Source organism: Hydrogenophaga sp. (genome assembly GCF_026125785.1).
In the GTDB taxonomy this organism is placed as follows: Bacteria; Pseudomonadota; Gammaproteobacteria; order Burkholderiales; family Burkholderiaceae_C; genus Hydrogenophaga.
Genome location: NZ_JAHCKL010000001.1, coordinates 298,628 through 317,861, shown reverse-complemented (window position 1 = coordinate 317,861; position 19,234 = coordinate 298,628). Strand labels below are relative to the sequence as shown.

Genomic DNA, 19,234 nt, shown 5'->3' with positions numbered 1-19,234 from the left:
GAAAGGAGATTCCATGACCTTCCCCATCCAGAAGACCGATGCCGAATGGCGCGAGGTGCTCGCCGCCAAAGGGGCCGAACCGCGCGCCTTCGAGGTGACGCGCCAGGCCTTCACCGAGCGCCCGTTCAGCGGCAAGTTCGAACAGGTCTGGGCCGATGGCAGCTACCACTGCATCTGCTGCGGCAACCTGCTGTTCGACGCCCAGACCAAGTTCGATGCCGGCTGCGGCTGGCCCAGCTTCTCGCAGGCGGTGCCCGGTGCCATCACCGAACTGGTGGACCGCAGCCACGGCATGGTGCGCGTGGAAACCGTCTGCAGCCAGTGCGGCGCGCACCTGGGCCATGTGTTCGAGGACGGCCCCGAGCCCACCGGTCTGCGCTACTGCATGAACTCCGCCGCCCTCGAACTCCAGCCCAGCAAGGACAACACGCCATGAAAGCCCAGAACGTTCTCGAGACCATCGGCCGCACGCCCCACATCCGGCTTCAGCGCCTGTTCGCCGGCGCCACGCAGCAGGTGTGGATCAAATCCGAGCGCAGCAACCCCGGCGGCTCGATCAAGGACCGCATCGCCCTGGCCATGGTGGAAACGGCCGAACGCAGCGGTGCGCTCAAGCCCGGCGGGACCATCGTCGAACCGACCTCGGGCAACACCGGCATCGGCCTGGCCATGGTGGCCGCGGTCAAGGGCTACAAGCTCATCCTGGTGATGCCCGACAGCATGTCGGTCGAACGCCGCCGCCTCATGCTGGCCTACGGCGCCAGCTTCGACCTCACGCCGCGTGAAAAGGGCATGAAGGGCGCCATCGCGCGCGCCGAAGAGATCGTCGCCAGCACGCCCGGTGCCTGGATGCCGCAGCAGTTCAACAACCCGGCCAACGTGGCTGTGCACGTCCAGACCACCGCCGAGGAAATCGCCGCCGACTTTCCGGAGGGCATCGATGTGCTCATCACCGGCGTCGGCACGGGCGGACACATCACCGGCTGTGCGCGCGTGCTCAAGGCGCGCTGGCCACGCCTGAAGGTGTTCGCCGTCGAGCCGGCCGCCTCTGCGGTGATCTCCGGCGGCAGCCCCTCGCCGCACCCCATCCAGGGCATAGGCGCCGGGTTCATCCCGGACAACCTGGACCGCTCTGTGCTGGACGGCGTGATCCAGGTCGATGCCGAGCCAGCGCGCGAGATGGCGCGCCGCAGCGCCCGAGAGGAAGGCCTGCTGGTGGGCATCTCCTCCGGCGCCACCCTGGCCGCCATCGCCCAGAAACTGCCCGAACTGCCGGCCGGCGCCGTGGTGCTGGGCTTCAACTACGACACCGGCGAGCGCTACCTGTCCGTGGACGGCTTCCTTCCCACCTGACGCCATGAAGAAACTGCAAGACATCCGCCTGTCCATGCTCGACCTGGTCGCCGTGCGCGAAGGCGGCACCGTGGCCGACGCGCTGGCCATCGCGCTGCGCACCGCGCAGCACGCCGAGTCCCTGGGCTTCACCCGCTACTGGCTCGCCGAACACCACAACATGAGCGGCATCGCCAGTTCGGCCACTGCGGTCCTGGTCGGCCACATAGCGGGCGGCACCCGTCGCATCCGCGTGGGATCGGGCGGCATCATGCTGCCCAACCATGCGCCGCTGGTGGTCGCGGAGGCCTTTGGCACACTGGCCGAGCTCTACCCCGGTCGCATCGACCTGGGCCTGGGCCGCGCACCCGGCACCGACCCCATGACCATGCGGGCACTGCGCCGCGACCGCGTGGAAACCGAAGCCGACTTTCCACGCGACGTGGCCGAGCTGCAGCAACTGCTGGGCCCCGCCCAGCCCGGCCAGCGTCTGGTGGCCAACCCAGGCGCAGGCACCCAGGTGCCGATCTGGCTGCTGGGCTCCAGCCTGTTTTCCGCGCAACTGGCCGGCGAAATGGGCCTGCCCTACGCCTTCGCCTCGCATTTCGCGCCGCGCCTGCTGCTGCCGGCACTGGAGATCTACCGCAACCGCTTCCGGCCCTCGGCGACGCTGGACAAGCCTTATGCCATCGTGGGCGTGCCGCTGGTGGCCGCGCCGACCGACGAAGAGGCCGAATTCCTGGCCAGCAGCACCTACCAGCGCGTACTGGGCATCCTCACCGGCCGCCGGGGCCTGCTGCCACCGCCTGTGGAAGGCTTCATGCGGGGCCTGCACCCGCAGGAGCGCGCCGGCATCGCCGACTTCCTGGCCGCCGCGGTGATCGGCGGGCCGCAGACCGTGCGCGAGGGCCTGGGGGAAATAGCGCAGGCCACCGAGGCCGACGAATTCATCATCGTGAGCGACGTGTTCGATCCTGCGCTGCGCCTGCGCTCCATGAGCATCACCGCCGAGGCCATGGCCCCACGGCCGGCGCCGGCGGTGCTGGCCACGACCTGAGGTTCAGGCTCCGCCGCGCACCAGCCGCATCACCTCTCCTGCATCCAGCGTGGCCGCTTTCTGCTGGATCTGCGGCAGGTACTGAGCCTGCATCTGTCTGGCCGGCCCCAGCAGGTCCTGGAAAGTCTGGCGCAGCAGTTCGGTGCTCATCACGCGCCCTCCAGCGTAGTAGCGCTTGGCCACCTGCCCCAGGGCGTAGGTGGTGGCGAAGGAGAACGCCATGCCCGTGGCGGCACCGCCCAGGCGCCCCACCGTGCGCCCGGCGGCTTTGCCCAGCAGGCCACCCAGCAGCTTGCGGCCGAACTGCTCCAGGTACTGCGAGGTCAGGCCCACACCGGCCGCGGCGATGAACTCGCGGATATGGCCCTGGTCCAGCTCCACGCCATGGGCCTTGCCGATGGCATAGACCATCTTGATCTGCAGCGGAATGATGGCCATGGAAGCCCAGGACTGCGGCAACAGCTCCAGCGCGCCGTTGAGCAGCGCGTGGTTGAGGATGGATCGGTCCAGTTCGGCATCGCGCACGGCGGAGGGCGAGGCCGCCGCCGTGGCGGGCACGTTCGTGGACAGGGGCGCCTGCGCGGCCTGCACCACGGCCTCGGCCTCGCGCTCGAAAGACGCCGTCTCGGCAGCGCCCAGTTGCAGACGGGCCTTGAGGTCGGCGAGAAAAGCCGTCTCGGCGGGCGTCTGGGCGCCATCGGCGTCGCAGACGCAGACCGCCATCTCGTAGGCCAGTTGGCGCTGCCCGGCATCGGCGAGCCCGGCCGCCGCGTCCGCCAGGGAAACGCGCTTGAGCAGCACATCCTGGTACAGGCGGGCCAGTCCGGCGCCACCGCTCTCCTGCCCCAGCGATTCGGCGATGCGCCGGATCGATTCGCGCTCGGCGTCGGCCTTGTGGCCATCGGCAAAGGCCGCCAGCAGGGCGATGGTGATAATGGACTGGTGTTCCTGGGCATTCATCGGCGGGTGGTCCTTGGGTAGACGGGTGAAAGACAAGACGCCCATTGCAGAGTGGCCGGGCCGCGTCCGAGTTCCGCGCGGCCGAACACGGATAATCCGGCCATGCGTTTCCTCATCGACTTTTTCCCCATCGCGCTGTTCGTGGCGGCCTACAAGATGGCGAACATCTACGTCGCCACCGGCGTGCTCATGGCCGCCACCGTGCTGCAGACCGGGCTGATCTACGCCATCGACCGCAAGCTGCAGACCCTGCACAAGGTGACGCTGGTGCTGGTGCTGGTGTTCGGCGCCCTCACCCTCTTCCTGCAGGACGAGCGTTTCATCAAGTGGAAGCCGACCGTGCTCTACGCCAGCATGGCCATCGTGCTCGCGGCGGCGCTCTGGATCTGGAAAAAGAACTTCCTGCAGATCCTGCTGGGCAGCCAGCTCAAGCTGCCCGAGCCGGTCTGGGCGCGGCTGACGGTGGCCTGGGTCGCGTACTTTCTGTTCATGGCCGCTATCAACGCCTACGTCGCAGCCTACTTCTCCACTGAATTCTGGGTCGACTTCAAGCTCTGGGGCTACATCTTCCCGGTGCTCTTCATCGTCGGCCAGGGTCTCTACATCGCTCGGCACATCAAGGATGAGCCGGCGCAGAAGCCATGACGACGGTCACCGCCGCCGCCATCGAGGCCCGGCTGCGCGAGGTCTTGTCGCCCACGCAACTGGAGGTCATCGACGAAAGCGCCGCGCACGCGGGGCACGCGGGCTCGAACGGCCTGGGCCACGGCACCCATTTCCGGGTGCGCATCGGGGCCAGCGCCTTTGCCGGCAAGAGCCGGGTGGCGCAGCACCGGCTTGTGTATGATGCCCTGCGCGCTTTCACGGACGCCGGCCTGCATGCCCTGGCCATCGAAATCCGTGCCTGACCGACCCCACATGCTCCATCCAGCGCCCGCGCGGGCAACGTTCTGATACCAGTTCGCCGAACCCGGTCCCGCAGCGCGGCTCCAATCCCCTTTTCACTCCGAGGAACACCATGAAATTGACCCTGTCGGCCCTGACCGCGGCTGTGCTGATCACGACCGCGACGGTGGCGTCGGCCCAGAACGTGGCCATCGTCAACGGCAAGGCCGTGCCCATTGCCCGGCTCAACGTGCTGGCCGACCAGATCGCCGCCACCGGCCGCCCTGTCGATGAGGCCGTGCGTGAACAGCTCAAGGACGAGGTCATCCTGCGCGAGATCTTCATGCAGGAGGCGCAGAAGCGCGGCGTGGGCACCAGCAAGGCGTTCAAGGACCAGATGGAGCTGGCCCGCCAGACCATCATGATCCGCGCCCTGTTCACCGATTTCCAGACCAAGAACCCGGTGACGGACGCGGAGATCAAGGCCGAGTACGACCAGATCGTCGCGGCCAACAGTGGCAAGGAGTACCGTGCCCGCCACATCCTGGTCGAGAAGGAAGACGAGGCCAAGGCCATCATCAAGGCCCTCAAGGGCGGTGCCAAGTTCGAGGACATTGCCAAGAAGCAGTCCAAGGACCCCGGCTCCGGCGCCAACGGAGGCGACCTGGACTGGGCCGCGGCCGCCAGCTTCGTACCGGAATTCTCCGAGGCCATGGTCAAGCTGGAGAAGGGCCAGCTCACCCAGGAGCCGGTGCAGACCCAGTTCGGCTGGCACGTCATCCGCGTGGACGACGTGCGCGCCGCGCAGATCCCCAACCTGGACGATCTCAAGCCTCAGCTCACCCAGCAGTTGCAGCAGAAGAAGCTGCGCGACTTCCAGGAAGGTCTGCGCGAGAAGGCCAAGATCCAGTAATCCCCCTGTTTCAAGGGTGTGAAGCGCGGCTTGGCCGCGTTTTTTTTTTGCAACAACCCTTTACATTGGTAGCATTCGGCGTTCGTACCCCTAGGGGGTGTTTATCGAACCGGGAGGTGTGATGTTGCCGAGTGCCAGTGTGCTGCGCCGGATTCTCTGGCCCAAACAGGCTTCGATGTTCGTGATCATCGGCGGCGCGGCCGGCCTGATCGGCGACATGACGAGCTTCTTCGCCTCGTTCATCTCGCCACCGATCCTGGCCGTGCTCTTCCTGGCCGCAGCGCTGGCCACCGCCTGGGTCTGCTTCAACAAGGCGGCCGACGTGGATGTGGCCAACGCCTCGGCCGTCGAGAGCGTGGTGGAATGCGGTGCCTGCGATGCGCTGCGCTTCAGTCTTTTCGCCGCCGTGGCCTTCGGCCTGTTCATGCTGATCGGCCAGGGGCAGTCGGCGACCGAGACGGTGGGCGAAAAGCTCGGCCTCATCCAGAAAGACGTGGCCGAAATCTCGGGCAACGTGCGCCAGCTCACCGACATGACCCAGTCGCAGCGCATACGGTCCAACCCCAAGACGGCGGAGGACTATTTTGCGAACGCCTGGATCTACTCGAACATCCAGCGCGACCAGTCCAAGGCCCATGCCTCGCTGGTGGAGATGTACGGGCGCTTTGGCCCGCGCAAGCTCGATGCGGCCGAGCTGTTCTTCAGCACGGGCCGCGAACTCAAGGGGCGCAACGAACTCATCACGCAGATGGCGCAGATTGCCGAGCAGCGGAAGGACGCCACCTTGCTGGTGGTGGCCGCGCGCAATGCGGCCACCGACGAAGACAGCGCACGCTTGAACACGCGGGCCCGCGAGCTCGACCCGGACCTGCCCTTTGCCTGGTGGGACGTCCAGCAGATGGGCCGCAAGACCGTGCGCGCCACGCCGGACCCCGTCGCGCAGTCGGCCATGATCCAGCGCCAGGTGGACGACCTCAAGGTGTTCCTGCAGCGGATGGGTGACCAGCCGGCTGGCCGCTACTTCTTCCTGCCCCAGTACCAGGGCGACCACGAGATGCTGGCGCGCCAGACCCTGACCAACTTCGAGTCCACGCTCAAGACCTACGAGCGCATCCTGAAGAGGCAAGCGCCGGCGAACTGAGCGCAGGCCTCAGCTCGCTGTCGCCAGGATCACGTCGGAGGCCTTGACCAGGGCGGTCACGGCCTTGCCCGGCGCCAGCGCGAGTTCGGCCACCGCGTCCTGCGTCACGATGGCCACCACCTCCAGGCCGTCGGCGGTGCGCAGGGTCACTTCCGCGTTCACCGCACCCGGCTTGATGGCCGCAACCTCGCCGTCGATGCGGTTGCGCGCCGACACCCGCGCGCCTTGCAGGTCCGTGGCCAGGATCACGGACGAGGCCTTGATCAGCACCACCGCCGCCTGCTGCGTCCTCAGCCCGAGCGCGAGCGTGCTCTCGCGGGTGATGATGGCCGCCAGGCGCTGGCCGCCGGGCAAGGTGACCTCGACCTCGTCATTGACGGCACCCGAACGCACCGCCGTGACCGTCCCTATCCACTGGTTTCTTGCGCTGGTCTTCATGTTCAACACCTTCAGCAGAGAGAAATCCTGGTCCAGGTCCATCGCTTCCTGACCGAGCAACTGGACGAAGCGCTGGTGCACCGCGTCCACCATCTCGTAGCGTTCGATCAGGCGCCGGCCGTGCTCGGTCAGGCGCGTGGAGCCACCGCCTCGCCCTCCCACAGCGCGCGCTATCAGTGGCTGGCGCGCGCGTTCGTTCATGTGGTGGATGGCGTCCCACGCGGCCTTGTAGCTCATGCCGAAGGCCTTCGCCGCCTGGGTGATGGAGCCGTGCTTCTCCACCGCGCGCAGCAGCGCCACCCGGCCATGACCGCCCAGGGACTCTCCTCCCACGGACAGCCAGATCGATCCCTGCACGTCTACCCGCTGCGCGCCCTTTGGTCCTCTGTGTGCCATGCCAGTGCCTGCTCCTTGTTGCCGGGCCAGGATACCAGCGGCTATGCCTGCAACTCGTCGTGCCGGCCCGGGCCCTCGACCACCCGCCCCGCTTCGATGAACACCACCTGCTCGGCCAGCCGACCGACGTCGTCGTCGTCGTGGGTGATCAGCAGCAGCGGCAGCCCCAACTGGGTCTGCAGGTCCCGGAGTTCGTCGCGCAGGCGTTCGCGCAGGCGCTTGTCCAGCGCGGCAAAGGGTTCGTCGAGCAGCAGCGCGGTCGGCTCGGTGACCAGGGCCCGGGCCAGCGCGGTGCGCTGCCGCTGGCCGCCGGAGATCTGGTGCGGGTAGTGTCCTGCGATCGCCTCCAGATGGAACGAAGCCATCCAGCGCGCCACGCGAGGGTCATCCACCGCCTTGCCCGGGTTGCGCAAGCCCTTGCGCAGCGCGAAGGCCACGTTCTGGATGACCGTGAGGTGCGGGAACAGCGCATAGTCCTGGAACACATAGGCCAGGTGCCGCTGCTGCGGCGAGGTGTGCACGCCGCGGTCGGTGTCGCACAGCAGCCGGCCGGCCACGGCGATGCGGGCCTGGTCCGGCGCGACGATGCCGGTGATCATGCGCAGCGTCTGCGTCTTGCCCGCGCCCGACGGCCCGAACAGCACGACGCGCTGCGCGGCGGTCTGGAAACCCACATCGAGCTCGAAGCGCGAGGTGCCCTGGCGCAGGATCTTGCGCACCTGGACGTCCCAGGTGAGCGCGGTCGTGGTGGCTTGTGCGATGGCGTGGAACATCGTCAACCCCTACCGGCGACGCGTCCGGGCACCAGGCGCCCGGCGCTCAGCAGCACCGCGATGCAGGTCACCGAGGTCACGGCAACCAGGAAGTTGGCGGTGCTGTCCTGGCCCGCCTGCACGGCTTCGTAGACCGCGATAGACAGGGTCTGGGTCTTGCCGGCGATGCTGCCGGCCACCATCAGCGTGGCGCCGAACTCGCCCATGGCACGGGCAAACGAGAGCAGCAGGCCAGCCAGGATGCCGCGCCACGCCAGCGGCAGCGATACCCGGAAGAAGACCGCCCATTCGTTGACGCCCAGGGTGCGCGCAGCGTCCTCCAGTTGCGGGTCCACGGTTTCAAACGCGGCGCGCGCGGCCTTGAAAACCAGCGGAAAGGACACGATGGTGGCGGCGATGATGGCGGCCTCCACGGTGAAGATGAGGCGGATGCCGAAGTGCTGGAGCAGCCAGGCGCCCAGCACGCCGTTGCTGCCGATGACCACCAGCAGGTAGTAGCCCAGCACGGTGGGCGGCATGACCATGGGCAGGGTCAGCGCCGCGTCCACCAGGTCCCGGCCGGGAAAGCGCCAGCGCGCCATGGCATAGCCCACGCCCACGCCCAGCAGCAGGTTGAGCGCGGTGGCCCAGCCGGCCACCTTCAATGTGAGGGCGAGTGGGACCCAGGCTTCGGCCATGACGCGAACCGGCCCGGCCGTTCAGGGTTTGCCGAAACCGTACTTGGCCAGGACGGCCTGCGCCGCCGGCGTGAAGAGGAAATCCACGAACTTCTTGCCCTGGGCGGCGTTCGGGCCGCCAGGCAGCGGTGCCACCGGGTAGAGGATGGGCTTGGGCGTGGGTACCTTGAAGGCGACCTTGACCTTGTCCGCCATGATGGCCGCGTCCGTCGCGTAGACAAAGCCCGCTTCCACCTCGCCGCGCGCCACGTAATCCAGTGCCTGGCGCACGTTGGTCGCACCGATCATCTTGGGCTCGATCGCTCCCCAGAGGTTGGCGCCTTCCAGCACGCTCTTGGTGTAGCGGCCCACGGGCACGCTGGCCGGCTGGCCGATGGCGATCCTGGCGTAGGCCGGCTGCGTGAGGTCGTTGACCGTGGCGGGCAGGCGGCTGCTGGTGGCGGGCACGATGACCACCAGCGCGTTGGACACGAAGTCCCGGCGCTGAGCCGGCTTCACCAGTGCCTGCGCCTGTGCCTGGTCCATGGTCTCCTGGTCGGCGCTGGCGAAGACGTCGGCCGGCGCGCCCTTGGCGATCTGCTGGAGCAAGGCACCGGAGGCGGCGAAGTTGAGCTGCACCTTGGTGCCGGGGTTCGCGGCTTCGAACAGCGGTGCGATCTCGCGCAAGGCATTGGTCAGGCTCGCCGCGGCGGAGACGGTGAGGTCCGCGGCGTGCGAGGCCATGGCCAGGCCGTAGGCCAGCACGAATGCCAGGTAGCGGATGAGGGAGGGCTTCTTCATGGTGTCTCTTCCAAGGTGTTGGCGGTGAATCGCAATATCAAAGTATATACAGCGATAGGCAAAGTAATGCCAGATGACCTTCCTCTACCAGGAAATCTGCAGAAAAGTACTTGGTATTTCGGTATAGCCTGGGCTATACGGCGGAGGCTTCAGCGCAGCGCCATGGCCAGCCAGATCAGGCCGATCATCACCGGCTGGTGCAGCAGGTAGTAGCTCAAGCTCCAACGCCCCAGCACGGCCAGTGCGCGCCGCGGCCCTGCCTTGGCCGGAGCATCGCTCGCGCCCAGCCAGGCCGGCCGGTGGCGCAAGGTCCAGCGGCCCGCCGCAAGGCCCCACCACACCACGCCCAGCCAGGGCAACAGAGGCACATAGTCCTCGGTGATGGGCTTGCGGCCGATGAAACCGAGCCAGTTCAGCCAGGGCTGGTTGAACACCTCAAACACCGGCCAGGCGGCCATGGCGGCTGGCGCGGCCAGTGGCAGCGCCATGGCCAGCCCGCCCAGCGGCCAGAGCCAGGCGCCCCACCCCGCCGTGGCGCGCGCCACGATGAGCATGACCGCAATGCCATGCAGCACGCCGAAGTAGATGAAGCTGTTGGGAAACATGAACATGGAGCCGGCGGTGACCAGCAGCGCAGCGCCCGCCACCTGTCCCCAGCGCCGCCAGAAGCGCGCCCAGTCCTGCCCCTGGTGAATCGCCACCGCCTGCGACAGGCCGGCGGTGAAGAGGAACAGGCTCACGATGGCGGTGCGCTGCCAGGTCCAGAACGGGTCGCGGTAGAAGTTCTCGTGGATCAGCCCGAAGAAGTTGAGGTCGAAGCAGAAGTGGTAGGCCGTCATCCACAGCATCGCCACCGCGCGCAGCACGTCGATGCGGTCCAGGCGCCGAGCGCTCATCGGGCGCGCGCCGTGCGCTGGATGTCCAGCAGCAACCCGGCCAGGGCCTCGGGTTCGCTCACCATGGGGTCGTGGCCGGTGGCCATCTCCAGCACCTGCCAGCCCGGTTCGCGGCGCACGCGCGCCCGCGCCGGCGCGATGGTGGCCAGCGCGGGCGAGGTGCAGTCGATGAAGGTGCGCGGCACGGCCGCCACGCGCGCGCCGTCGAAGTCCAGCGGCTGCTGGTACAGGCGGAAGGGTTGTGGCGTCTGGCGGCGGTTCACCCAGTCGCGGTCGGCGCCTTCGAGGCCGAAGATGGAAGCGTCCGGTGGTGGAAAGCTCAGGCCACCGCTGGCGCGTGACGCGTCGATGCGGGCCTGCCGGGTCTCGGCGGTGTGGTAGGTGCTCCAGCTGTCACCAGGGTACGGCACGGCCGCATCCAGGTAGACCAGGTGCGCGAGCGCACCGGGACGCTCGCGCTGCAAGCGGTCGGCCACGCCGGTGACCACCATGCCGGCGTAGCTGTGACCCACCAGCACGAGGCGGGCAACTTCTTCGGCCTCGATCAGCCCAATCACGTCCTGGATGTGGGTGTGCAGGTCGACCGCCGGGCTCAGCAGGTGAGCGCGTTCGCCCACGCCGGTCAGGGTCACGGCATGGGTGTCGACGCCAGCGCCGCGCAGCAGCGGCAGTACGCGGCGCCAGCACCAGGCGCCGTGCCAGGCGCCATGGACCAGCACGATGGCGGTGTGGTCGGGGACGGCGGCAGCAGGGGATGCGGGCATGGGCGTTCTCCAGGACAATCGCAGGTTCGACGGCGATTCTGCCTGCTCCACGACGACGCCCCATGCTGCCCCACCAGATCGAACTGCTTTCCCCGGCGCGCGACGCCGACATCGGCATCGAGGCCGTGAACCACGGCGCCGACGCGGTGTACATCGGCGGCCCATCCTTCGGCGCACGCACCAGTGCCGACAACCGGGTGCAGGACATCGCGCGGCTGGCGAAACACGCGCACCGTTTCGGCAGCCGCATCTATGCCACGCTCAACACCATCCTGCGCGACGATGAGCTGGAGCCCGCGCGCAAACTGGCCTGGCAACTCTACGACGCCGGCGTGGACGCGCTCATCGTCCAGGACATGGGGCTGCTGGAGATCGACCTGCCTCCGATCCAGCTGCACGCCAGCACGCAGACCGATATCCGCACTCCCGAGAAGGCGCGCTTCCTGCAGGACGCCGGCCTGTCCAAGCTGGTGCTGGCGCGCGAGCTGACGCTGCCGCAGATCGCCGCCATCCGGGACGCGCTGGATGCCGAGCGCTGCCTCATCGAGTTCTTCATCCACGGCGCGCTCTGCGTCGCCTACAGCGGCCAGTGCTATGTGAGCCACGCCCACACCGGCCGCAGCGCCAACCGGGGCGACTGCTCGCAGGCCTGCCGCCTGCCCTACGAAGTCAAGGACAGCCAGGGTCGCATCGTCGCGCACGACAAGCACGTGCTCTCCATGAAGGACAACAACCAGAGCGACAACCTGCGTGCCCTCATCGACGCCGGGGCGCGCAGCTTCAAGATCGAAGGCCGCTACAAGGACATGGGCTACGTCAAGAACATCACCGCGCACTACCGCCGGCTGTTCGACGAGATCCTGGACGAGCGCCCCGAACTGGGCCGCGCCTCCAGCGGCCGCTGCACGTTCGGCTTCACGCCCGACCCGGACCAGAACTTCAACCGCGAGTTCACCGACTACTTCGTGCAAGGCCGCCAGCAGGACATTGGCGCCTTCGACACGCCCAAGAACCCCGGCCGCCCCATTGGCTGGGTGACCGAGGTCGGCGGCGACTTCGTCGGCATCGAGACCGAGGACGCTTCGACCACGCTGCACAACGGCGACGGCCTGTGCTACCTGGACCTGCACAAGGAGCTGGTGGGCCTGCAGATCAACCGCGCCCAGGCCCTGGCGGACAAGCCGGGCCACTGGCGCGTCTTTCCCAAGGACGCCGTCGCCAGCCTGCGCCACCTGCGCCGTGGCACGGTGGTCAACCGCAACCGCGACATGGATTGGGTGCGTTCACTGGAGAAGAAGTCGGCCGAGCGGCGCATCGGCGTCTGGCTGCGGCTGGACGAAACCGCCAGCGGCCTGGCGCTGAGCGTCACCGACGAAGACGGTCACAGCGCCACCGCCACCCTGCCCTGCACGCTGGAGCCGGCCAAGGATGCGGCGCAGGCGCAGTGCCGGCTGCGCGAGGGCCTCGCGCGCCTGGGCGAAACCCTTTTTGAGCCCATCGACGTGGCGCTGAACCTGTCCCAGCCCTGGTTCGTGCCCGCCTCGCTGCTCAACCCGCTGCGACGCGATGCCATCGCCGCGCTGGAAGCCGCCCGTGCCGCCGCCTGGACGCGGCTGCCCCGGGCCACGCCGGTGGATCCGCCGACGCACTACCCCGAAGACACCCTCACCTACCTCGCCAACGTCTACAACCACAAGGCACGCGACTTCTACGCCCGCCATGGCGTGAAGGTGATCGCCTCGGCCTACGAGGCGCACGAAGAAGCCGGCGAGGTCAGCCTCATGATCACCAAGCACTGCGTGCGCTTCTCCCTCAGCCTCTGCCCCAAGCAGGCCAAAGGCGTGACCGGCGTGCAAGGCACCATCCGCGCCGAACCCCTGAGCATCACCCACGGCAACGAGAAACTCACCCTGCGCTTCGACTGCAAACCCTGCGAGATGCACGTGGTCGGCCGCATCAAGCCGGCCATTCTGCAGGCGGCGCCCGCCAGTCCGGTGAGGTTCTACCGCTCACGGCCCACCATGCCCGGCACTGCCAGCGCGGGGCCGGCGGGCAGCCTCGTGTAGGGCGCCATCAGGTCGGCATGGCCCAGGATGCCGGCCCAGGTCTCGCCCCGGCTGGCCAGGTCCTGCGCGGAACCGTTGAGGCCATAGTCTGTGGCCTGGCCGCCGCCCGTGGCGCCTGGATCAGCGCCATCCTGCATGGACAGGAAGTACGCGCTGGAACTCCCGATCAAGGCGTGCCGCGTGGTCTCGGTGTAGAGCGCCAGCGTCCGGGCCACCAGGGCGTTGTGGGTGCGGCGGCTGTCCTGAGCGAGCGCCAGGTTGCGGCTGTTGCGGATCATGTCCGACATGCGTGCGGCCACGCCCACCAGTTCCACGGTCCGGTCCACGATGGCCTTGGCGTTGAGCTGCAGAAACGGCACCGGGTTGCTCCAGATGTGGGCATCGAGCGCCGACGCTGTCTGCGCGAGCTTGGCCCAGTTCTTCATCGCCGCGTACATGCCGTTGGCGAAGCTCCAGATGCCTTCGGCGAGGTTCCAGTGGTCCAGCGCATAGCCCACCTCGGCATGCATGCGGTGGTCCTGCACCGCCTTGCCCAGGATGGCCGAGGCCAGGTGCGCGTTGTACTGGCCGCGTCCGGCCACCGCCACCAGGCCGGCGCACCCCAGGTAGCCGGAGACGGTGGTGGCGGCCACCGCCCGCACCGCCTGAGCGCCCGTGCCGCCCGCCACCATGAAGCCCGGCCCATCGGCCTCGCGCTGCACCAGGGTGAAGGCCACCGCCACGCGGGACAAGCCCGAGCAGACGTCCAGCATGCCGTCGTAGCGCCGGCCCAGCAGGGTCTTCAGTGCCATGGGCTGGGCACGCGGTGCGCTGTCCTGGCCGATGGCCTGGTCGTTCCCGAGTGCGATGAAGGGCGTGTCGCCGCCGGCGATGACCGGGTCCAGCGCATAGTGCATGCGCGCCATGGCATCGGCTTCGGGCAATCCCAGGGTCCGGTAGGGGAAAAAGCCCGACGCGCGGCCATCGCAGGACTCGGACCCGTCTGGCTGCGCCGCCGGGCAGGGAAATCGCCTGTGAATGCCCACGAAGGCCAGCACCGCGGCATCGGCACGGGCCAGGCGGAGCCCGGTTCGTTCCTGGTCCTCGCGCCGCTGCATGCCGCCCACGGCCTGCCACAGCACGACCAGCGCCACGCCGATGATGGCCAAGGCCACCGAGGCTTCCACCAAAGACAGGCCGCCCTGGCGCGCGCGCCGCGCATGCCCCCATCCGCGCCTCATGGCCAGACTCCCCGGCGCTGCAACGCATTCACCTGCTCCAGCCTGCGGCCGAATTGCGCGCCACCATCGGCGACACGCGCCTCGGCTGTGGCGAGCATCCGGCGCGCTTTTTCCAGACTGACGTCGGCTTTCTGTTTCTGTCCGGACGCGTAGTCCAGCTGGATGGCCCAGCGGCTGGCCTCCAGCGCGAAGCCGGCGAAGTTGACGAAAGCCATCATCGCGCCTGCCGGCGTGGTGGCGGCGGTCAGCTTGGAGGCCACGAAGTTCCATGTGCTCACGGCCAGCCGGGCGCTGCAGTTGACGATGCGCCATTCGTGGTTCAGGACCGCCTCTTCGGCCTCCTTCACGGCCAGGGCGCGCAGCGATGCATCCAGTTGCGAGAGCTGGAGCACGTCGGCGGCCAGCACGGCGGTCTTGACAGCCGTGGCCAGCCGGGCAAAGGCCTGCACGCAGCCCAGCCGCTGCACCAGCTCACCCGCGCTGGCTGCGCGGGTGTCTACATGGCCATCGGTCTGCTGGGCTCCGGCGGCGGCATGCGCCTGGAGCCGGAAACGCGTGTCCATGGTTCGGTCGGCGGCCTCGACCCGCTGCACACCGAAAGCCAGGCGCAGCGCACGCGCTTCGGCCAACCCGGTCTCTTCCCGCCTCACGGCCTGCAGGCACAGGTCCAGGCCATTGAGGTCGGCGCGAGCCTCCACCTGCGTGCCCAGCAGGTGGAGGGGATCGGCCTGGTAGCGCACGGAAGGTGCTGCCGTGAGCGAGCGATCGACGACATAGCGGATGCTGCGCGCCCGGGCCGTGCCGAGCACCTGCACGGGCAACCAGCCTTCCCAATGGTCCGGCAACTGCGCCGAGACGACCGCGTCGTCCGGCACGGGCAATTGGTGGTCGCGCAGGGCCATGCCGTAGAGCGCGTCCTCGGCCCGCTGCAACAGGTCGCGAGCCTGCTCGCTGCGGCCATGGTGATCCACGAGTGCGAGGGTCTTCCAGAAACCAGCGGCCATGAACGCCACCAGCGACACCACCAGCACCGCCTCCAGCAAGCTCCAGCCGCGCTGGCGCACGCGGGCTTGGGCTTTGACCTGCCGCATCATGGCTCGAACGGTTCTGCAAGAGGCAGCGCGGGCAGGCTGGCCGCCATGCCCGCGGCATGCGAGCGCGCCACCATCTGCAGCGCACCCTGCCAGACAGGCTGCGCTGCGGCATTCCTGGCCATCTGGGCATAGGCCGCCGCGTGCATGCCGCGCAGCGCGACCGTGATCGCGTTGCGGGAGACGTCGACCACGGAGATCAGCAGCCCGCCCAAGGCTTTGCCTATGCCACCGACGTGCACCGGCACATACGGCCACAGCGGGGGCGTTTTCGCGGCGATGACCGCCTTGGCCGCGTTGTCGCCCGCGTTGTAGACCGCGTTCTGGAGATCGGCCAGGGAGTCGACCATGTACAGGGCGTCCGCGGCGGTGCCCAGGCTGTTGGTGAGCACGCCGTTGTCGGCCTTGGCGATGTTGGACGCCCGCATCGCGTTGGCGTCGTCCACCCAGGCCGCGGCCATCGCCATGGCGTCCACCGAGGCGGTGGTGGGTTCGCAACCCGCGGCCTCGTACAGAGCGGCTGGCGTCACCACGATCACCAGGTCGGTGTAGCCGGCATCGGTCGGGCGCTGCGCGGGCTCCAGACCTGGGCGGGAAAAGTCGGCATTGAGGCCAGATGCCTCATCCGTGGCGCCCGGTGCCGCGATAGCCATGGCGTATGCCGCTTCCGACGCCGCCGGTTCACCGGCCAGGGCCAGTCGCGCGCACAGGTCCAGGGTGCTGGCCAGGGCCGGCGGGTAGGCGGCAGCAGACGCCGAAGAAGCCAGCGCGGGATGAAACACGCCGCCGGCGGCCGCCAGATCGCGCGCCGGCGCGCCGCTGCCCCGATCGACCAGGTACCGCACCGCCATGCCCGACGGCAGGAGCGCCTGCGCATCGCCGCCCGAGTCGATCAGCGTCGCGACGGGCAGCCAGCCTTTGGCACGGGTGCCGGCCGCGCAGTCTTCGGCCCCCAGGCGGATCGAAGCGGGGCAAGGCAGGCGGCCCTGCGCATACGCAAAGCCCTGCACCGCCTGCTGGATCTTCAGCATGGCGTCGCGTTGCACCTGAACCTGCGCCTGTCCGGCCCGCGACTTGAACAGCAGAAAGCTGCCCAGCGTCAGGCCTGCGACGGCGACCGTCAACAGGGCCATGGCCAGTGCGGCGACGCCACGCTCTCGCGAACCACGGGGAAGTGGGTATCTGGGAAAAGACATCGGCCTTGCATCCAAAAAGGTTGGGCACGCGCAGGTCGGGCCGCTTCCCTTGATCGCAGGAGGCCGACATGCGCACGGTGTCCAGCAGTGTGCGCACGGCCGATGCAACCACCGTGTCAGTCGAATGACTTACTCATGACAACAAAAGGCCTCAGCCTCCTGCCATCAGCGTTCCTCGCGCGCCTCGACGAGCAACTGGCGTATGCGCACACCCTTCACGCGGGCGGTCGCGCGCACGCGCACCGCCTGCTCCTCCTCCAGCCGCACCCGCTGGTGGTAGTCCAGGCCATCGGTTTGTCCAGGGTTCTGGCTGTTCACCCGGCGCGACCACTGTTGTTGCCCGTCCAGCTCCAGCGCCAGTTCGTGCCACGCCTCGGCGCTCGAAGCGGGCACGTCGACCCACAGGCTCACATCGATGTCGAACACCCGCGCCCGGCCCAGCAGGCCCGGGATGTCGAGCACCGCCACGGAATCACCGCCGGCATCGGCGCGCCAGTGCTCGGGCGGCTCGGCGGCAGGCCCGCGCATGCTCAACTCAACCAGCGGCCGGCGGCTTGCCGCCGCGCAGGCGCCCGATCAGGCTCACCACCGCCACAACCAGTGCGCCGGCCAGCAGCCCGGCAAGCCCACCCAGCAGGCTGCCGAGCAGCGTGCCCCAGAGGCCCAGCCCCGCGACCAGGTTCTCGATGCCATGGCCGATGGCCGGCACCCCGTGCACCAGAATGCCACCGCCGACCAGGAACATGGCCGCCGTGCCCAGCACCGACAGCGCCTTCATCAGCCAGGGCGCGGCGGCGAGGATGCCACGGCCCAGCGCCTGTTGCCAGCGCGCGGCTTGCCGGTTCAGGTACAGGCCGAGGTCGTCGAGCTTGACGATGCCGGCCACCAGGCCGTAGACGCCCACGGTCATCAGCAGGGAAATGCCCACCAGCACGGCCACGCGCTGGCCCATGCCGGCCGCGGCCACCGTGCCCAGGGTGATGACGATGATTTCGGCCGAAAGGATGAAGTCGGTGCGCACGGCGCCCTTGATCTTCTCCTTCTCGAAGGCCACCAGGTCGATGTTCTCGTCGGCCACCGCACCGGCCAGCGCGGCGTGTTCGGCCCCCGCCTCGGCCTTGTGCGGGCCGAAGGCGTGCCAGAGCTTTTCGGCGCCTTCGAAGCACAGGAACAGGCCACCCAACATGAGCAGCGGCGTGATGGCCCAGGGAGCCAGGGCGCTGATGAGCAGCGCCGCGGGCACCAGGATGGCCTTGTTCACCAGCGAGCCCTTGGCCACCGCCCAGACCACCGGCAACTCGCGGTCGGCGCGCACACCGGTGACCTGCTGGGCATTGAGCGCAAGGTCGTCGCCCAGCACGCCGGCGGTCTTCTTCGCCGCCATCTGGGTCATGGCCGCCACGTCGTCGGCCATGGTGGCGCTCTTGCGCGCGGCCACCTTGGTCATCAGCGCCACGTCGTCCAACAGCGTGGCGATGTCGTCGATCAGGGCGAGCAGGCTGGTTCCGGCCATGGTGGGGCGTCCGTGAGAGAAGAGAACAGTGTCAGGGCGCCGGCCACGCCAGCGGAAAGAGAGGGTCGTCCATCACGGCGCCCTCGGCCAGGCGTTCCGTCAGGCCCGCAAAAGGCGGCGAGGTACGCCAGCGGCGCGGCGCGTGGCGCGCGTCTTCGCCCAGGTAGCGGGCGGAAAACACGCGCCGCCGCTGCGCGGGCCCGACGCCGCTGGAAGCGTGCAGCGTGAGCATGTGGAAGGCCACGCAATCGCCCGGTTCCAGCGCCCAGGCGAGCTGGCGAAACGCATCCGGCTGCTGGTCTATCGCGGGCAGCTCGGCCAGGGTGCCTTCCGGAAACCACCTGGCCTGCTGGTCGCGGAAGGTCCGCGGCATGTACCAGGTGCCGGCGTGCGAGCCGGCCACGAAGCGCAGCGTGCTCTGAAGCGGCACCGGGTCCACGGGAATCCAGAAGCTCACGTTCTGGCGGCCGTCCACGTTGTAGTACGGCTGGTCCTGGTGCCAGGGTGTGGGCTGGCGCGTGCCAGGTTCCTTCACCAGCAGGTGGTCGTGGTACAGGCGCGCGGTGGGGCTCTGCATGAGCTGCCCGGCCAGGTGCGGCAGCGCCGAGTCGAGCAGGACCGAGCGGTAGGCCGGGTTGTCCTGCCAGGTGCAGAAATCCTCGACGAAGCGGCCCGGGTCGTCCGGCTCGCTGGCCACCAGGGCCAGCGGGCTCAGGTGCGCCAGGTTGTGCTCTATGCCCTCCTCCAGCCGCGCGAGTTCGCGCGCACCGAGCACCCCGCGCAGCACCACCGCGCCGTCGCGGGCGTAGGCGGCAACGGTGTCGGCGTCGAGAGGATGGGTGCGTGGCATGTCTCAGCGCCCCTTGCCAGCCTTGTCGCGGCGGCGCCAGTAGGTGAAGGCGTCCTCGTGGTGTTCGATGTCGAGCTCGCCAATGCGCATCTGCAGGCGTTCCTGCACATCCGCCACGGCCTGGTTGTAGACCAGCGGAGCGATCTCTTCGAGAAAGAAGCCGAGCAGCCCGCCCGCGGCAATGTTGCCGATGCGCTCCTCCATGTTCTCCTCGACGTAGCGCTGGATCGATGCGATCGCCTCGGCACGTGCGTCTTTCGGGATGTCGATGGCCATGGTCTTGCCT

General features: G+C 68.6%; 22 protein-coding genes. 8 read left to right on the top strand and 14 right to left on the bottom strand.

The features are described from left to right. Positions 1-13 precede the first annotated feature (13 nt). From msrB to KIT53_RS01450, 3 genes are read left to right on the top strand one after another with little or no spacing between them, the layout of a single operon-like run. The gene (gene msrB, locus KIT53_RS01460; protein WP_297746458.1) at positions 14-436 is read left to right on the top strand and encodes a peptide-methionine (R)-S-oxide reductase MsrB; all 423 of its coding nucleotides are present in this window, start codon (positions 14-16) and stop codon (positions 434-436) included. After that, positions 433-1,353, top strand: a complete 921-nt coding sequence (gene cysK, locus KIT53_RS01455) for a cysteine synthase A (protein WP_297746455.1) — start codon at positions 433-435, stop codon at positions 1,351-1,353. The genes msrB and cysK overlap by 4 nt, the downstream gene beginning before the upstream one ends. Before the next feature lie 4 nt (positions 1,354-1,357). Next, the gene (locus KIT53_RS01450) at positions 1,358-2,389 is read left to right on the top strand and encodes an LLM class flavin-dependent oxidoreductase (RefSeq protein ID WP_297746452.1); all 1,032 of its coding nucleotides are present in this window, start codon (positions 1,358-1,360) and stop codon (positions 2,387-2,389) included. A 3-nt stretch (positions 2,390-2,392) separates the two neighbouring features. On the opposite strand, the gene KIT53_RS01445 is transcribed toward KIT53_RS01450, so the two are convergent. Then, entirely contained in the window at positions 2,393-3,349 is a 957-nt protein-coding gene (locus KIT53_RS01445; protein ID WP_297746449.1) for a DUF533 domain-containing protein, read from the bottom strand. A 102-nt stretch (positions 3,350-3,451) separates the two neighbouring features. On the opposite strand from KIT53_RS01445, the gene KIT53_RS01440 reads away from it, so the two are divergent. The 4 genes from KIT53_RS01440 (at position 3,452) to KIT53_RS01425 (ending at position 6,288) form a co-directional block, all read left to right on the top strand. After that, positions 3,452-3,994, top strand: coding sequence for a septation protein A (locus tag KIT53_RS01440; protein WP_297746446.1), 543 nt, complete (start codon positions 3,452-3,454; stop codon positions 3,992-3,994). Then, a complete protein-coding gene (locus KIT53_RS01435; RefSeq protein ID WP_297746443.1) occupies positions 3,991-4,257 on the top strand; it encodes a BolA family protein in 267 nt (88 codons plus the stop codon). The genes KIT53_RS01440 and KIT53_RS01435 overlap by 4 nt, the downstream gene beginning before the upstream one ends. Positions 4,258-4,367: 110 nt before the next feature. After that, the gene (locus KIT53_RS01430; protein WP_297746441.1) at positions 4,368-5,147 is read left to right on the top strand and encodes a peptidylprolyl isomerase; all 780 of its coding nucleotides are present in this window, start codon (positions 4,368-4,370) and stop codon (positions 5,145-5,147) included. 121 nt (positions 5,148-5,268) lie between these two features. Continuing rightward, positions 5,269-6,288, top strand: coding sequence for a hypothetical protein (locus KIT53_RS01425; RefSeq protein ID WP_297746438.1), 1,020 nt, complete (start codon positions 5,269-5,271; stop codon positions 6,286-6,288). A 9-nt stretch (positions 6,289-6,297) separates the two neighbouring features. Here the strand turns inward: KIT53_RS01425 and KIT53_RS01420 are convergent, their stop codons facing one another. From KIT53_RS01420 to KIT53_RS01395, 6 genes are all read right to left on the bottom strand, one after another. After that, positions 6,298-7,122 (bottom strand): TOBE domain-containing protein, encoded by an 825-nt coding sequence (locus KIT53_RS01420; RefSeq protein ID WP_297746435.1) that lies wholly within the window; start codon positions 7,120-7,122, stop codon positions 6,298-6,300. A gap of 41 nt (positions 7,123-7,163) precedes the next feature. Next, complete coding sequence (locus KIT53_RS01415; protein ID WP_297746431.1) at positions 7,164-7,895, bottom strand: ATP-binding cassette domain-containing protein; 732 nt, start codon at positions 7,893-7,895, stop codon at positions 7,164-7,166. Between the two features lie 2 nt (positions 7,896-7,897). After that, positions 7,898-8,572 carry a molybdate ABC transporter permease subunit gene (modB, locus tag KIT53_RS01410; protein ID WP_297746428.1) on the bottom strand — a complete coding sequence of 225 codons (675 nt, stop codon included), beginning with the start codon at positions 8,570-8,572 and terminating at the stop codon, positions 7,898-7,900. 21 nt (positions 8,573-8,593) lie between these two features. Beyond that, the gene (modA, locus tag KIT53_RS01405; protein ID WP_297746425.1) at positions 8,594-9,352 is read right to left on the bottom strand and encodes a molybdate ABC transporter substrate-binding protein; all 759 of its coding nucleotides are present in this window, start codon (positions 9,350-9,352) and stop codon (positions 8,594-8,596) included. Between the two features lie 149 nt (positions 9,353-9,501). After that, positions 9,502-10,248: a heparan-alpha-glucosaminide N-acetyltransferase gene (locus tag KIT53_RS01400; RefSeq protein WP_297746422.1), complete on the bottom strand. Its 747-nt coding sequence runs from the start codon at positions 10,246-10,248 to the stop codon at positions 9,502-9,504. Beyond that, the gene (locus KIT53_RS01395; RefSeq protein ID WP_297746419.1) at positions 10,245-11,012 is read right to left on the bottom strand and encodes an alpha/beta hydrolase; all 768 of its coding nucleotides are present in this window, start codon (positions 11,010-11,012) and stop codon (positions 10,245-10,247) included. Before KIT53_RS01395 ends, KIT53_RS01400 begins: the two co-directional genes overlap by 4 nt. A 62-nt stretch (positions 11,013-11,074) precedes the next feature. On the opposite strand from KIT53_RS01395, the gene KIT53_RS01390 reads away from it, so the two are divergent. Continuing rightward, on the top strand, positions 11,075-13,078 hold the full coding sequence (locus KIT53_RS01390; protein WP_297746416.1) for a U32 family peptidase: 2,004 nt from the start codon (positions 11,075-11,077) through the stop codon (positions 13,076-13,078). Here KIT53_RS01390 and KIT53_RS01385 read toward each other — a convergent pair. From KIT53_RS01385 to KIT53_RS01355, 7 genes are all read right to left on the bottom strand, one after another. After that, a complete protein-coding gene (locus tag KIT53_RS01385; RefSeq protein ID WP_297746413.1) occupies positions 13,015-14,298 on the bottom strand; it encodes a type II secretion system protein in 1,284 nt (427 codons plus the stop codon). The genes KIT53_RS01390 and KIT53_RS01385 overlap by 64 nt on opposite strands. Beyond that, positions 14,295-15,392 (bottom strand): hypothetical protein, encoded by a 1,098-nt coding sequence (locus KIT53_RS01380; RefSeq protein ID WP_297746410.1) that lies wholly within the window; start codon positions 15,390-15,392, stop codon positions 14,295-14,297. Before KIT53_RS01380 ends, KIT53_RS01385 begins: the two co-directional genes overlap by 4 nt. After that, positions 15,389-16,522 carry a hypothetical protein gene (locus KIT53_RS01375; protein WP_297746407.1) on the bottom strand — a complete coding sequence of 378 codons (1,134 nt, stop codon included), beginning with the start codon at positions 16,520-16,522 and terminating at the stop codon, positions 15,389-15,391. Before KIT53_RS01375 ends, KIT53_RS01380 begins: the two co-directional genes overlap by 4 nt. A gap of 228 nt (positions 16,523-16,750) precedes the next feature. After that, a complete protein-coding gene (locus tag KIT53_RS01370) occupies positions 16,751-17,113 on the bottom strand; it encodes a hypothetical protein (RefSeq protein ID WP_297746404.1) in 363 nt (120 codons plus the stop codon). Between the two features lie 7 nt (positions 17,114-17,120). Next, the gene (locus tag KIT53_RS01365; protein ID WP_297746401.1) at positions 17,121-18,098 is read right to left on the bottom strand and encodes a DUF808 domain-containing protein; all 978 of its coding nucleotides are present in this window, start codon (positions 18,096-18,098) and stop codon (positions 17,121-17,123) included. A 31-nt stretch (positions 18,099-18,129) separates the two neighbouring features. Continuing rightward, complete coding sequence (locus KIT53_RS01360; protein ID WP_297746398.1) at positions 18,130-18,948, bottom strand: phytanoyl-CoA dioxygenase family protein; 819 nt, start codon at positions 18,946-18,948, stop codon at positions 18,130-18,132. Positions 18,949-18,951: 3 nt separating this feature from the next. After that, positions 18,952-19,224, bottom strand: a complete 273-nt coding sequence (locus KIT53_RS01355) for a DUF2164 domain-containing protein (protein ID WP_297746395.1) — start codon at positions 19,222-19,224, stop codon at positions 18,952-18,954. Positions 19,225-19,234 lie beyond the last annotated feature (10 nt).

Excerpts from the sequence above, each read along its gene's own strand:
- msrB (WP_297746458.1), top strand. The coding sequence starts at position 14 with ATGACCTTCCCCATCCAGAAGACCGATGCCGAATGGCGCGAGGTGCTC.
- cysK (WP_297746455.1), top strand. The coding sequence starts at position 433 with ATGAAAGCCCAGAACGTTCTCGAGACCATCGGCCGCACGCCCCACATC.
- KIT53_RS01450 (WP_297746452.1), top strand. The coding sequence starts at position 1,358 with ATGAAGAAACTGCAAGACATCCGCCTGTCCATGCTCGACCTGGTCGCC.
- KIT53_RS01445 (WP_297746449.1), bottom strand. The coding sequence starts at position 3,349 with ATGAATGCCCAGGAACACCAGTCCATTATCACCATCGCCCTGCTGGCG.
- KIT53_RS01440 (WP_297746446.1), top strand. The coding sequence starts at position 3,452 with ATGCGTTTCCTCATCGACTTTTTCCCCATCGCGCTGTTCGTGGCGGCC.
- KIT53_RS01435 (WP_297746443.1), top strand. The coding sequence starts at position 3,991 with ATGACGACGGTCACCGCCGCCGCCATCGAGGCCCGGCTGCGCGAGGTC.
- KIT53_RS01430 (WP_297746441.1), top strand. The coding sequence starts at position 4,368 with ATGAAATTGACCCTGTCGGCCCTGACCGCGGCTGTGCTGATCACGACC.
- KIT53_RS01425 (WP_297746438.1), top strand. The coding sequence starts at position 5,269 with ATGTTGCCGAGTGCCAGTGTGCTGCGCCGGATTCTCTGGCCCAAACAG.
- KIT53_RS01420 (WP_297746435.1), bottom strand. The coding sequence starts at position 7,122 with ATGGCACACAGAGGACCAAAGGGCGCGCAGCGGGTAGACGTGCAGGGA.
- KIT53_RS01415 (WP_297746431.1), bottom strand. The coding sequence starts at position 7,895 with ATGTTCCACGCCATCGCACAAGCCACCACGACCGCGCTCACCTGGGAC.
- modB (WP_297746428.1), bottom strand. The coding sequence starts at position 8,572 with ATGGCCGAAGCCTGGGTCCCACTCGCCCTCACATTGAAGGTGGCCGGC.
- modA (WP_297746425.1), bottom strand. The coding sequence starts at position 9,352 with ATGAAGAAGCCCTCCCTCATCCGCTACCTGGCATTCGTGCTGGCCTAC.
- KIT53_RS01400 (WP_297746422.1), bottom strand. The coding sequence starts at position 10,248 with ATGAGCGCTCGGCGCCTGGACCGCATCGACGTGCTGCGCGCGGTGGCG.
- KIT53_RS01395 (WP_297746419.1), bottom strand. The coding sequence starts at position 11,012 with ATGCCCGCATCCCCTGCTGCCGCCGTCCCCGACCACACCGCCATCGTG.
- KIT53_RS01390 (WP_297746416.1), top strand. The coding sequence starts at position 11,075 with ATGCTGCCCCACCAGATCGAACTGCTTTCCCCGGCGCGCGACGCCGAC.
- KIT53_RS01385 (WP_297746413.1), bottom strand. The coding sequence starts at position 14,298 with ATGAGGCGCGGATGGGGGCATGCGCGGCGCGCGCGCCAGGGCGGCCTG.
- KIT53_RS01380 (WP_297746410.1), bottom strand. The coding sequence starts at position 15,392 with ATGATGCGGCAGGTCAAAGCCCAAGCCCGCGTGCGCCAGCGCGGCTGG.
- KIT53_RS01375 (WP_297746407.1), bottom strand. The coding sequence starts at position 16,522 with ATGGCCCTGTTGACGGTCGCCGTCGCAGGCCTGACGCTGGGCAGCTTT.
- KIT53_RS01370 (WP_297746404.1), bottom strand. The coding sequence starts at position 17,113 with ATGCGCGGGCCTGCCGCCGAGCCGCCCGAGCACTGGCGCGCCGATGCC.
- KIT53_RS01365 (WP_297746401.1), bottom strand. The coding sequence starts at position 18,098 with ATGGCCGGAACCAGCCTGCTCGCCCTGATCGACGACATCGCCACGCTG.
- KIT53_RS01360 (WP_297746398.1), bottom strand. The coding sequence starts at position 18,948 with ATGCCACGCACCCATCCTCTCGACGCCGACACCGTTGCCGCCTACGCC.
- KIT53_RS01355 (WP_297746395.1), bottom strand. The coding sequence starts at position 19,224 with ATGGCCATCGACATCCCGAAAGACGCACGTGCCGAGGCGATCGCATCG.